Origin of the sequence: Bacillus pumilus, from assembly GCF_024498355.1 — a bacterium.
In the GTDB taxonomy this organism is placed as follows: Bacteria; Bacillota; Bacilli; order Bacillales; family Bacillaceae; genus Bacillus; species Bacillus pumilus_P.
This window is the reverse complement of the sequence record NZ_CP101833.1, coordinates 2,399,278-2,411,687: the sequence shown is the minus strand read 5'-3', so window position 1 is coordinate 2,411,687 and position 12,410 is coordinate 2,399,278. Positions and strand designations below refer to the sequence as shown.

The 12,410-nt window shown below is 41.9% G+C and carries 12 protein-coding genes and 1 other annotated feature; of the genes, 11 read left to right on the top strand and 1 reads right to left on the bottom strand.

Annotated elements, in window-relative coordinates; all coding sequences use genetic code 11:
- Nucleotides 1-65: 65 nt before the first annotated feature.
- Nucleotides 66-254, bottom strand: coding sequence for a hypothetical protein (locus tag NPA43_RS12315; protein ID WP_264007688.1), 189 nt, complete (start codon nt 252-254; stop codon nt 66-68).
- Nucleotides 255-423: 169 nt separating this feature from the next.
- Nucleotides 424-653: a binding site (T-box leader), on the top strand.
- Between the two features lie 59 nt (nt 654-712).
- Here NPA43_RS12315 and NPA43_RS12310 point away from each other — a divergent pair.
- The 11 genes from NPA43_RS12310 to minD all read left to right on the top strand — a co-directional run bounded on the left by NPA43_RS12310 (nt 713) and on the right by minD (nt 12,339).
- Entirely contained in the window at nt 713-3,355 is a 2,643-nt protein-coding gene (locus NPA43_RS12310; protein ID WP_099727794.1) for a valine--tRNA ligase, read from the top strand.
- A gap of 65 nt (nt 3,356-3,420) precedes the next feature.
- Nucleotides 3,421-4,728, top strand: coding sequence for a bifunctional folylpolyglutamate synthase/dihydrofolate synthase (locus NPA43_RS12305; RefSeq protein WP_256498852.1), 1,308 nt, complete (start codon nt 3,421-3,423; stop codon nt 4,726-4,728).
- A gap of 144 nt (nt 4,729-4,872) precedes the next feature.
- Nucleotides 4,873-5,604: a prepilin peptidase gene (locus tag NPA43_RS12300; protein WP_099727793.1), complete on the top strand. Its 732-nt coding sequence runs from the start codon at nt 4,873-4,875 to the stop codon at nt 5,602-5,604.
- Between the two features lie 163 nt (nt 5,605-5,767).
- On the top strand, nt 5,768-6,781 hold the full coding sequence (locus tag NPA43_RS12295) for an SPOR domain-containing protein (protein ID WP_249705002.1): 1,014 nt from the start codon (nt 5,768-5,770) through the stop codon (nt 6,779-6,781).
- 177 nt (nt 6,782-6,958) lie between these two features.
- Nucleotides 6,959-7,528: a Maf family protein gene (locus NPA43_RS12290; RefSeq protein WP_099727792.1), complete on the top strand. Its 570-nt coding sequence runs from the start codon at nt 6,959-6,961 to the stop codon at nt 7,526-7,528.
- Between the two features lie 47 nt (nt 7,529-7,575).
- A complete protein-coding gene (radC, locus tag NPA43_RS12285) occupies nt 7,576-8,250 on the top strand; it encodes a RadC family protein (RefSeq protein ID WP_099727791.1) in 675 nt (224 codons plus the stop codon).
- Between the two features lie 90 nt (nt 8,251-8,340).
- Entirely contained in the window at nt 8,341-9,363 is a 1,023-nt protein-coding gene (locus NPA43_RS12280; protein ID WP_034321249.1) for a rod shape-determining protein, read from the top strand.
- Between the two features lie 17 nt (nt 9,364-9,380).
- A complete protein-coding gene (gene mreC / locus NPA43_RS12275) occupies nt 9,381-10,280 on the top strand; it encodes a rod shape-determining protein MreC (protein WP_099727790.1) in 900 nt (299 codons plus the stop codon).
- The gene (gene mreD, locus NPA43_RS12270; protein WP_256498851.1) at nt 10,277-10,795 is read left to right on the top strand and encodes a rod shape-determining protein MreD; all 519 of its coding nucleotides are present in this window, start codon (nt 10,277-10,279) and stop codon (nt 10,793-10,795) included. The genes mreC and mreD overlap by 4 nt, the downstream gene beginning before the upstream one ends.
- A 54-nt stretch (nt 10,796-10,849) precedes the next feature.
- Nucleotides 10,850-11,533, top strand: a complete 684-nt coding sequence (gene minC / locus NPA43_RS12265; RefSeq protein ID WP_099727788.1) for a septum site-determining protein MinC — start codon at nt 10,850-10,852, stop codon at nt 11,531-11,533.
- 2 nt (nt 11,534-11,535) lie between these two features.
- Nucleotides 11,536-12,339 carry a septum site-determining protein MinD gene (gene minD, locus NPA43_RS12260; RefSeq protein WP_003216504.1) on the top strand — a complete coding sequence of 268 codons (804 nt, stop codon included), beginning with the start codon at nt 11,536-11,538 and terminating at the stop codon, nt 12,337-12,339.
- Nucleotides 12,340-12,410 lie beyond the last annotated feature (71 nt).

The following is a 12,410-nucleotide window of genomic DNA, read 5'->3' as shown; positions in this document are numbered from 1 at the left end:
AGGCGTTTTTGTGTTGGCTTTATCATTTCTCTGTAAAGGAATGACCGATACATAAACGTGAGTTTTTAAAACCAATCAAGGTGAAAGGCACAAGCGAGAAAAATAAGAATACCTAGGATGAGGACGTCAAATGTTGTGGGGAAAATGATCGTACGAAACCCTTGAAATATGGCGATCGGGAGAACGACTTGGGAGGCAACTGCCCGAATTTGTCTAAGCCAGGGGGGAAGTGTGTAAGGATTGAACTTCTTCAAAATCAAACGCCCTCCTTCTTCATTTTGTTATTATCATATGGGCAATAAAGCGAAGGGTGCCTGCCCAATTTGTATAAAGCAGAAGAAAAGCGGAAAAGATGATTGACGAAAACAAAAGGCATTTAGTAATATTAATAAAAGATGAGTATGTGCTGATGAACGTGATATATCGTAAGCATGGACCAGGAAGAGTACGAGCAAGACCCTAAAGAGAGGGAAACCAATAGCTGAAAGGTTTCCTAGGATGCGCTTGTTTGGAAGGTCGCCTGTGAGCTTAATTTCTTGAATGAACAAGTAGAGAAATTCGGGAGAACCCCGTTATCCTTTAGAGTGTACGGGACACATGTATGTGCTCCGTGAAAAAAGGTGGTACCGCGAAAAAGCTTTTTCGTCCTTTTATAAGGATGGAAAGGCTTTTTTTATGTTTCATCAGCCGAAAAAATGTGGAGGTAACACAAATGGGAACAAATAATCAAGAAATGCCAACAAAGTACGATCCAAATGCGATTGAAAAAGACCGCTATACGTACTGGCTTGAAGGGAAATTCTTCGAAGCGCAAAATGATAAAACGAAAGATCCATATACAGTCGTCATTCCTCCACCAAACGTGACAGGAAAATTGCATCTTGGGCATGCGTGGGATTCAACACTTCAAGACATCGTGACGCGCATGAAACGGATGCAGGGCTTTGACGTTCTATGGCTTCCAGGGATGGACCATGCCGGTATTGCCACTCAAGCAAAGGTAGAGGCAAAGCTTCGCGAAGAAGGCGTGAGCCGTTATGACCTCGGACGCGAAAAGTTTGTGGAAGAAACGTGGAAGTGGAAAGAAGAATATGCTGATTTTATTCGCAGCCAGTGGGCGAAAATGGGTCTTGGCCTAGATTACTCGCGTGAACGTTTTACATTAGATGAAGGTCTGAATAAAGCTGTACGCCAAGTGTTTGTCCAATTATATGAAAAAGGGCTTATCTATCGCGGAGAGTACATCATTAACTGGGATCCAGCAACAAAGACTGCACTTTCTGATATTGAAGTGATTTATAAGGATGTTCAAGGGGCGTTTTATCACTTGAGATATCCGCTGGCAGATGGAACAGGTTCAATTGAAATTGCGACAACAAGACCTGAAACAATGCTTGGAGATACGGCAGTAGCTGTGCATCCTGAAGACGAACGCTATCAGCATTTGATTGGAAAAACAGTCATTTTACCAATTACAGGACGTGAGATCCCAATCGTCGGTGATGACTATGTCGATATGGAGTTTGGTTCAGGTGCTGTGAAAATTACACCTGCTCATGACCCGAATGATTTTGAGCTTGGAAACCGCCATGAGCTAGAGCGAATTCTTGTTATGAATGAAGATGGCACAATGAATGCAAATGCGCTGCAATACAAAGGAATGGACCGCTTCGAATGCCGTAAACAGCTAGTGAAAGATTTACAAGAAGAAGGTATTTTATTCAAAATTGAGGATCATATGCATTCAGTTGGTCATAGTGAGCGAAGCGGAGCTGTAGTTGAACCATATTTATCTACACAATGGTTTGTGAAAATGCAGCCGCTGGCGGATGAAGCCATCAACCTGCAAAAAGGTGATGACCAAGTCCAATTTGTTCCGGATCGATTTGAAAAGACGTATTTACACTGGATGGAAAATATCCGTGACTGGTGTATTTCTCGTCAGCTATGGTGGGGACACCGCATTCCGGCTTGGTACCATAAAGAAACGAAAGAAGTATACGTTGGACTGGAAGCGCCAGAAGATATTGAGAACTGGGAACAAGATAACGATGTCCTAGATACATGGTTTAGTTCAGCGCTTTGGCCATTCTCTACAATGGGCTGGCCGGATGCAGACAGTGAAGACTTTAAGCGCTACTATCCAACAAACCTGCTTGTAACTGGCTATGACATTATTTTCTTCTGGGTATCTCGTATGATCTTCCAGGGTCTTGAATTCACAGGAGAAAAACCGTTCAAAGATGTCCTTATTCATGGGCTCATCCGCGATGAACAAGGGCGTAAAATGAGTAAGTCGCTTGGCAACGGAATTGATCCAATGGAGGTCATCGACAAATACGGTGCGGATTCATTAAGATATTTCTTAGCCACTGGAAGCTCACCAGGTCAGGATCTTCGCTTCAGTTTTGAAAAGGTTGAATCCACTTGGAACTTTGCGAACAAAATTTGGAATGCATCCCGTTTTGCTTTAATGAATATGGATGGTTTAACGTATGATGAACTTGATTTGACAGGTGAAAAATCAGTTGCTGACCAATGGATTTTAACCCGCTTAAATGAAACGATTGAAAGTGTCACACAGCTTGCTGACAAGTATGAATTCGGCGAAGTTGGCAGACATTTATATAACTTCATTTGGGATGATTTCTGTGATTGGTATATTGAGATGGCGAAGCTTCCGCTTTATGGAGAAGATGAAGCTGCGAAGAAAACGACTCGTTCGATCCTTGCGTATGTCTTAGATCAAACGATGAGACTTCTTCATCCGTTTATGCCGTTCTTAACAGAAGAAATCTGGCAGCATCTTCCGCATGAAGGTGAGTCCATTACCGTTGCGAAATGGCCTGAAGTGAAGCCGGAGCTATCGAACGAACAAGCTTCTGCTGACATGAAGCTGCTCGTTGAACTCATTCGCTCTGTTCGTAACATTCGCAGTGAAGTAAACACGCCAATGAGCAAGCAAGTTGAGCTTTACATCAAAGCATCCACATCTGATGTTCAGGAGCGTTTAGAGAAGAATCGTTCATATATTGAGCGCTTCACGAATCCAAGTGTTCTTGAAATTGGCACAGATGTCCCAGCTAGTGATAAAGCGATGACGGCTGTCATTTCTGGAGCAGAACTCATTCTACCGCTTGAAGGCTTAATCAACTTAGATGAAGAAATTGCTCGTCTGCAAAAAGAGCTTGATAAGCTGACAAAAGAAGTAGAACGAGTACAGAAAAAGCTTGGCAACGAAGGCTTTATGAAAAAAGCGCCTGAAAGTGTCGTAGAAGAAGAGCGTGAGAAAGAACGTGATTATGTCGCAAAACGCGAAGCTGTTCAAAAGCGGATTGAAGAGCTGAAAGCATAATGTTGAAAAGACGGCTCCTAACGGAATGGAGTCGTCTTTTTTGAAAATTTCGTATGAAAAGAGAGATGACATTGTTTACAACCTATCATGAAGCCATTGAGTGGATTCATAGCAGACTGGCCTTTGGCGTAAAACCGGGTCTTGAAAGAATGAAGTGGCTAATGAACAGACTAGACCATCCAGAACAAAAAATAAAAGCGGTGCATGTTGCTGGTACAAATGGAAAAGGATCAACGATTGCGTTTACTCGTTCCGTTTTACAGGAAGCCGGCTATTCAGTTGGAACTTTCACCTCTCCGTTTATTTTAACGTTCAATGAACGAATCAGCGTAAATGGAGCGCCTATTCAGGATGAAGAATGGCTGAGTTTGGTGAATGAGATAAAGCCTTATGTTGATGAATTAGATGGAACAGAGCTTGGCGCAGCAACAGAATTTGAAATCATTACAGCATGTGCATTCGCTTATTTTGCCCATGTGCGCCAAGTAGACTTTGTCCTATTGGAAACAGGGCTTGGCGGAAGGCTTGATTCAACAAATGTTGCAGTGCCGATCTTAACGGCCATTACGTCAATTGGCCATGACCATATGGCGATTTTAGGCGATACACTTGAACAGATTGCAGCTGAAAAAGCAGGCATTATAAAAGATGGTATTCCAATGATCACGGCTGTTCATCAACGAGAGGCACTAGCTGTCATTCAAAACACTGCAATAGAAAAGAATGCCGTATGCATCTCGTTACATGATACATGTACCTTTGATCAGCAGCAGCCGACAGAAACAGGTGAACGTTTCACGTTACGCACCCCAAAAAGGCAGTATCCAGAGCTTGAAACAGGGTTAATTGGAACGCACCAAAGGCAAAATGCATCTCTTGCCGTTCTATTGATTGAATGGCTGGTTCAAGAAGGCCATATCAGCGTGACAGAAGAGCATTTGTATGAAGGGATTCGGCAAGCAGTATGGGCTGGGAGATTTGAAAAGGTCAAAGATCATCCTCCTGTCTATCTCGACGGTGCTCATAATGAAGAGGGGATGGACCGTTTAATCGAAACCGTACAAGCTCATTTTTCCAGTAAACAGGTGCATGTATGTTTTAGCGCTTTAAAAGATAAGCCGTACAAACAAATGATTGAAAAGCTTGAAGCCATTAGTTCATCTATTCATTTTGTTTCGTTTGATTTTCCAAGAGCTGAATCAGCGGAAAAGCTTTATGCTTGCAGTCATTTAGAAACAAAATCGTATGACGATGACCCTCGTGCAGTGCTTGAATGGATTCAGAAAAAAAGCGTTGATCCCTTGGCGGTTATACTTGTCACTGGCTCCCTTTATTTTATTTCAGATATGCGAAATCGTATTTTAGGATCATGAAAAGATGCAAAAGGCTCCCAGCCATTTGTGTCTTTTTTCTTTTGGTATGTAGATGAGGGATAAAATCATATTTTCACTAGGTGCTCAACGTAAATGTCTATGGTACAATCCGGTCTATCTTATCCCCGGAAGGAGCCACTGAATATGATTGACATTTTTGTGTTTCTTGCAGGCATCACCATGGGATCGTTTTTTCATCTAGTTGGTGAAAGGCTGCCAATGAAGCGGTCCATACTCTTTCCGCGTTCTCACTGCGGCGTTTGTAAACAGCCACTTTCTCTGTATGACATGATTCCGCTCGTTTCGTATATTGTATTGAGAGGGTCGTGTAAACATTGCAGCACCCGATTGTTTTTGTTATATCCAATGATTGAGCTGCTGTCAGGCAGCCTTTTTTTGCTCATTTATAGGAACGCTGGTTTTTCGTTTGAAGGCCTTTTTCTTGTGATTCTTTGTAGTTTATTCGTGATTGCTGTCGTGAGCGATCTTCTTTATATGAGGGTGCCAAACGAGCTGTTTCTCTTCTTTTTTCCTCTATTCGTCATATACCGCACGCTAGAACCATTTCTTATTTGGTGGGAAGGAGCGGCTTCTCTGCTTTTTTGTTTTCTCTTATTTTATAGTTTAGATCGTTTTAAGCCAAACAGCATGGGAGGGGCTGATATGAAGCTGTTCGGTGTGCTTGCGTTTTGCTTTGGTTTAAAGGCATTCCTCATCATTCTTTTCCTCTCATCTATCGGCGGAATGGTCTATGCGAAGGTCTTTTCCTTTCGATTAGACGAGCCATTTCCCTTTGTTCCTGCGATCGCTTTTTCTTTTTGGGTTTATCTTTTTGGGTCGCATGTCTTAAGCCCATTCAGCGGATTATTTGGGTGAAAAAATTGGCGAACACTTTTTTAACCTGCCGACAAAAGTCTTGTTCTTTTTTTTATCTGCTATGTTAAAGTGTGAAACAGAAAGAAGGACGGGTTAAATTCGCACTGATTCATTGGACAAAAAGGTCTTTCTTACAAACAATGTCAGAAAGCGGGGAATGACAATGAAAAAAAGGCAGGCAAAAAAACAAGGGTTAAAGGTCAATATTAATGGCAAGGAAGAAATGCTTCATGAAGAAGATCATCAGCCAAAAAAACAGCAAGAGGATCATGTGACGTTTTCGAATTGGGAGGAAAAGAGGCAATCAGAACAGGAGACAGCTGCTTCACAGGAAGATCCATCTAAACCAAAAGAAGAAGATTTCCAGTGGGACGATGCAGCTGATCATATTTACCACTCTGATCCAAAGGTCGTCACGCCTTATCAAAAGAAAAAAGGCTCATTTGATCAGAAGTTCAGTAAAAACCGCGGCCCCTTCAAGAGAGTGATGACAACGATTGTATTTGCAGTGGTTCTTGGGACAGGCCTCGGCGTGTTTGCACTAAGCTTAAGCAAAGACGGTACAGCAAATCCGTCAGGTGGTGACCATGTCAGTGTCACAGCATCTGGAAACCAATCTGCAATGAAAGCCGGAGGGGATGCGCCGCCAGCGGCGGGAGATACAGATGAATCAAAAGAGAACAAAGGTGAAAAAAGTGTCTCTGGCAGTTTTTCAACCTTTGTCGTACAGGCTGGAAAGTTTTCCTCTGAAAAAGGAGCAGATGACTTGGTTACCAGTTTAAAAGATGCAGGATATGCGGGGAAAAAAGTCTCAATGGATGATGGATATTATGTGATTGCTGGGCTTGCAACAGAACAAGGCATGACAAGTGCTGTTGGGAAGAAACTAATCGATCAGCACTTTGAAGCATGGGGCGGTAAGGAGCTCTCATTTCAAGTGCCAGATGAGCTGACTGGTTTAATAGAGAAGGCTTCTGTCTTATCTTCAAAGGTGATTGCAGGGGATGAAGTAGAGAAAAAGGAAGTCACGCAGCTGATCTCTGAGCTGGAAAGTGCCAAAACAACTGACGCATCAGCTAAAAGCAGTTTGCTGAAAGCGGTGCAACTGTTAAATGACCCAACGGCTGAAAATGGATGGAAATCTCAGCAAGCGCTGCTTGATCAATTAAACACGTAAAATCATTTTTTAAGAGAGCAAACTAGTCAAAAAATGACTAGTTTTTTTCTTTTGTATCCAACATAATGATGAAGGAACATGAAAAATGAATTTTCGTCAATTGTCGGTAAGATGTACATTTGATAGGATGAATGGGTATCTTACTTCTTAGGCTAAACCCTGAAAGGATGAACGAACATGAACCAATTAATTCTCGCATCACAATCACCTAGAAGAAAAGAATTGCTTGATCTAGCAGGGTTTTCTTATGACATTCAAGCAAGTCACTTAAAAGAAGAAATAAATCGAAACCTTTCGCCTGCTGAGAACGTCCAATGGTTGGCAGAACAAAAAGCAAATGATATTCAAAAAATACATCCCAAAGCTGTGATCATTGGTGCAGATACGATTGTTGCAATTGACGGCAAATGTCTTGGGAAACCAAAAGACAAGGAAGAAGCGGCCTCAATGCTTCAATTATTGTCAGGAAAGACACATCAAGTCTTGACTGGTGTCTCGGTTCAGTCAGAGAATAGAAAAGAAACATTTTATGAACAGACAGAAGTGACATTTTGGATGCTTACGCAAAATGAAATCAACCGCTATATCGAAACGGGTGAACCGCTTGATAAAGCGGGAAGCTATGGCATTCAAGGGAAAGGCGCACTGTTTGTTCAAAAAATAGACGGCGATTATTTTTCCGTTGTAGGTCTCCCTATTGCCAAAACAGTTAGAGTGCTTGAAACATTTGGAATTACCCCTTTTTGATGACGGGAAGGAATTCAAAAGGAGTGTTCATCATTAACCATTTCCCTATGTTGCTTAAGCATTTCCCTCATGATGAAAAACCGAGAGAACGATTTATCAAATATGGTCCAAGCAGTTTATCAAATCATGAACTTGTCGCAATCCTTTTTAGGACAGGCACAAAAAAGGAATCTGTTCTTCAAATTTCCGCAAGACTTCTGCAAACATTTGGCGGCCTTCGTTCTGTGAGAGAAGCTTCTATTGAAGAACTGTCGAAGATTCGAGGAGTTGGAAAAGCGAAGGCGATCTCTCTTTTAGCTGCGTTAGAACTCGGCACTAGATTACACCATCAAACGACGGACAACCGTTATGTCATCCGCACGCCAGAGGATGGGGCAAACTTTGTGATGGAAGATATGAGATTTTTGACGCAGGAAAATTTCGTTTGTCTTTATCTCAATACAAAAAATCAAGTTCTTCATAAACATACCGTGTTTATTGGAAGTTTGAACTCATCGATTGTTCACCCGCGTGAAATTTTCAAAGAGGCTTTTAAACGTTCGGCTGCTTCATTTATATGTGTGCACAACCATCCATCTGGAGATCCGACGCCTAGCAGGGAAGATATTGAAGTCACAAAGCGACTTTTTGAATGTGGAAAGCTGATTGGAATACAGCTGCTTGATCATCTTGTCATAGGTGATCAAAAATTTGTGAGTTTGAAGGAAAAAGGGTATTTGTAACACTTTTTTTTTCGATGTTTTACGATATAATAGAGTTTATGAGTTTTTCCCTAAAGGGAATTTTGGTTTAAGAAAGGAAGATACATACATATGTTTGGAATTGGTACAAAAGACCTTGGAATAGATCTTGGAACAGCGAATACGCTTGTTTTTATTAAAGGAAAAGGAATTGTTGTGAGAGAACCTTCGGTCGTAGCTTTGGAAACTGATACGAAGTCTATAGTGGCGGTCGGAAATGACGCTAGAAACATGATTGGCCGTACACCTGGTAATGTTGTGGCACTTCGCCCAATGAAAGACGGAGTCATTGCAGATTACGAAACGACAGCAAAAATGATGAAATATTACATTAATCAAGCACTTAGAAACAAAGGGCTATTTGCTCGTAAACCCTACGTGATGGTATGTGTGCCATCTGGGATTACAGCTGTAGAGGAGCGAGCAGTCATTGATGCAACAAGACAAGCTGGTGCACGTGACGCATACCCTATTGAAGAGCCATTTGCTGCGGCAATCGGTGCTAACCTGCCTGTATGGGAGCCAACAGGAAGTATGGTTGTGGATATTGGCGGCGGTACAACAGAAGTGGCCATTATTTCACTTGGCGGCATTGTGACTTCTCAATCGATCCGTGTGGCAGGAGATGAAATGGATGATGCGATCAGCAGCTATATTCGTAAAACGTATAATCTGATGATCGGTGACCGTACTTCAGAAGCGATTAAAATGGAAATCGGTTCTGCACAGCCAGACGTGCATGATGAGATGGATATTCGCGGACGTGACCTTTTAACAGGTCTGCCAAAAACGATCTCTATTACGGCAGAAGAGATTGCAAAAGCGCTTCGTGATACGGTGGAAACAATTGTTGATGCGGTAAAAGCCACTCTTGAAAAAACGCCACCTGAGCTGGCAGCAGATATTATGGATCGCGGAATCGTTTTAACAGGCGGCGGTGCATTGCTGCGTAATCTTGACAAAGTCATTAGCGATGAAACGAAAATGCCAGTCATTATTGCTGAGGACCCACTTGACTGTGTGGCGATCGGAACAGGGAAAGCACTAGAACATATTCACTTGTTCAAAGGAAAATCAAAAGATAATCGGGCGTAAATAAAGAGGTGTAAGACATGCCGCAGTTTTTTATGAATAAAAGATTAATGTTGCTCCTTGTCTGTGTCATCGTACTGGTGGCCATGATTGGTTTTTCAGTGAAAAGCGGCAGAGGTGCTTCATGGCCGGAAAAATTAGTGGGGGATACGACAGGCTTTTTTCAAGGTGTCTTTCATAAACCATCACAATTTATTGCCGGTATGTATGGGAACGTACAAGATTTAAAGAACACATATGATGAAAACGAGCGTCTTCGAAAAAAACTTGATGGACAAACCCAGTATGAGGCGAAACTTCAAGAACTAGAAGATGAAAACAAAAAGCTTCGCAAGCAGCTCGGATATGTGAACTCTATTCGTGATTATACGCCAATTCTATCAACTGTTATTGCGAGAAACCCGTCCCTCTGGGATAGTTTTGTGATGATTGATAAAGGGAAAAAACAAGGCGTTGACAAAGATATGGCGGTCACAAATGAGAGTGGTGCGTTAATCGGGAAAATCGAAAGTGATAAGCTCAACAATTTTACTTCGACTGTAAGGTTGCTAAGCTCTACAGACCAAAATAATAGAATTTCAACGAAAATTTTTGCAAAAAAGGGCAAAGAAGAACTCAATGGAATTATTAACGGTTATGACAGCAAGAAAAAAATGCTGACAATGAATATTCTAAAATCCGATGCTGATGGGGATGTCAAAAAAGGAGATCTTGTCGAAACATCTGGAGCAGGGGGCGTATTCCCGCAAGGCTTAACAATTGGTAAGGTGAGCGAAATCGAGCCTGACCATTACGGACTGACAAAAATCATTTATGTAGAACCAGCTGCTGAACTCAACAATTTAGACCGCGTGATTGTTGTGAATCGCAGCACAAGTACGGCAGATGCATCTGAATTGACGAAGGAGGAAGGCTCGTGAAACGTGTCCTTCTTGCTTTCGTCATGTTGTTTATCTTCGTATTTGACAGCATTTTTGTCGATTTAGTGAAGCTCCCATTTGTTTCAGAGAATCAAATTTTAGCACCTCATTTCATCTTACTCGCACTTGTATTTATGACTGCTTTTGTGAATCAAAAATATGGTGTGATTTACGGCTTTATCTTTGGACTTTTATATGATATTTCGTATACAGGCATACTTGGTGTTCATATGTTTGGCTTTGGGGCGCTTTGCTATTTGTTAGCGAAAGCTTTCAAAGTCCTTCAGACGAATATTTTAGTGGTCGTCTTTCTGTCGATGATTGCTGTTTCCGTGATGGAGTTTTATGTGTACGGCGTTCAAGCGACGATTCAGCCAGGGATTATGCCTTTTAATACGTATGTCATCGAACGCTTTATTCCAACGATTCTTTTAAATACTGCTGCGTCTCTCATACTTGTTGTGCCGCTTAGGCTCTTTTTCATCAATGTGAAGCAAGGACTGATCGACGAATAAAAGCAGGAGTTTGTCCAATTACGGCGAAATGAGTATGTTGTTGAGGTGAGCATCTTGAAAACTCAAAAACAGCAATTTGTGACAATAAAAGGTACAAAAAACGGATTAACATTACAGTTAAATGATGACTGTTCGTTTGATGACCTTCTTTCTGGCTTGCGAGAGGTTCTTTTGCTTGAGCAATATACAGATGGAAGAGAAGGACATAAGGTCAATGTGCATATTAAACTTGGTTTTCGGTATTTAACAGAGGATCAGGAGGAGCGTTTGACTGAAGCGGTGTCTGAGAATGAACATCTCATCATTCATTCCATTGAAAGTGACGTCATGTCAACTGAAGAGGCGAGACGATTAAAAGCAGAGGCTGAAATCACCTCTGTAGCGAAAATTGTACGCTCTGGACAGGTGCTGTATGTCGAAGGGGATCTCTTATTAATAGGAGATGTGAATCCTGGCGGAACGATTCGTGCAGGGGGAAATATTTTTGTGCTCGGCGCATTAAAAGGCGTGGCGCATGCTGGATGTAATGGGAATAAACAAGCTGTCATTGCGGCATCTCGTATGATTCCAACTCAGCTTCGCATCGCACAAGTGTTTAACCGTGCACCAGATCAAAAAGAAGATGGAAACGAAATGGAATGTGCTTATTTAGATATAGATGGCAACATGATCATTGAACGCCTGCAGCAATTGGCTCATATAAGACCTAATCTGACAAGGCTTGAGGGAGGAATGTGAAATTGGGCGAGGCTATTGTGATTACCTCAGGAAAAGGCGGCGTTGGCAAAACAACAACATCTGCAAACTTAGGCACAGCACTAGCAATTCAAGGGAAAAAAGTGTGTCTAGTGGATACCGATATTGGCCTTCGGAATCTAGATGTCGTGATGGGGCTTGAGAACCGCATTATTTATGATCTAGTCGATGTAGTAGAAGGAAGATGTAAAATTCACCAAGCGCTTGTAAAAGATAAGCGTTTCGAGGATCTTTTGTATCTTTTACCCGCTGCTCAAACAAGCGATAAAACGGCTGTAGAGCCGGAGCAGATCAAAGAATTGATTCAATCATTGAAACAAGACTTTGATTATGTCGTCATCGATTGCCCTGCTGGAATCGAGCAAGGCTTTAAAAATGCTGTATCTGGTGCAGATAAGGCAATTGTCGTGACGACGCCTGAGATCTCAGCTGTGAGAGATGCTGACCGTATCATCGGCTTATTAGAACAAGAAGATATCGAACCGCCTCGTTTGATTGTCAACCGTATTCGTACACACATGGCGAAAAGTGGCGATTCAATGGATGTGGATGAAGTTGTACATCACTTATCGATTGATCTTCTTGGCATTGTGGCAGATGATGATGACGTGATTAAGGCTTCAAACAATGGTGAACCAATTGTGATGGATGCTAAAAACAAAGTATCAATTGCGTATCGCAATATTGCTCGCCGTGTACTAGGTGAATCTGTTCCACTGCAATCATTTGAAGATGAAAACAAAGGGATGTTTGCAAAGCTCAAAGCATTTTTCGGTGTTAGAGCATAACCATTCACGTGAGATCAGGCCGATTCGATGAGAATCGGTCTTTTTGTTGCATATCACATGGGGTCGCCACA

Bases quoted from the DNA above. Each gene is read 5' to 3' on its own strand.
- NPA43_RS12310 (WP_099727794.1), top strand. From the start codon at position 713: ATGGGAACAAATAATCAAGAAATGCCAACAAAGTACGATCCAAATGCG.
- NPA43_RS12305 (WP_256498852.1), top strand. From the start codon at position 3,421: ATGACATTGTTTACAACCTATCATGAAGCCATTGAGTGGATTCATAGC.
- NPA43_RS12300 (WP_099727793.1), top strand. From the start codon at position 4,873: ATGATTGACATTTTTGTGTTTCTTGCAGGCATCACCATGGGATCGTTT.
- NPA43_RS12295 (WP_249705002.1), top strand. From the start codon at position 5,768: ATGAAAAAAAGGCAGGCAAAAAAACAAGGGTTAAAGGTCAATATTAAT.
- NPA43_RS12290 (WP_099727792.1), top strand. From the start codon at position 6,959: ATGAACCAATTAATTCTCGCATCACAATCACCTAGAAGAAAAGAATTG.
- radC (WP_099727791.1), top strand. From the start codon at position 7,576: ATGTTGCTTAAGCATTTCCCTCATGATGAAAAACCGAGAGAACGATTT.
- NPA43_RS12280 (WP_034321249.1), top strand. From the start codon at position 8,341: ATGTTTGGAATTGGTACAAAAGACCTTGGAATAGATCTTGGAACAGCG.
- mreC (WP_099727790.1), top strand. From the start codon at position 9,381: ATGCCGCAGTTTTTTATGAATAAAAGATTAATGTTGCTCCTTGTCTGT.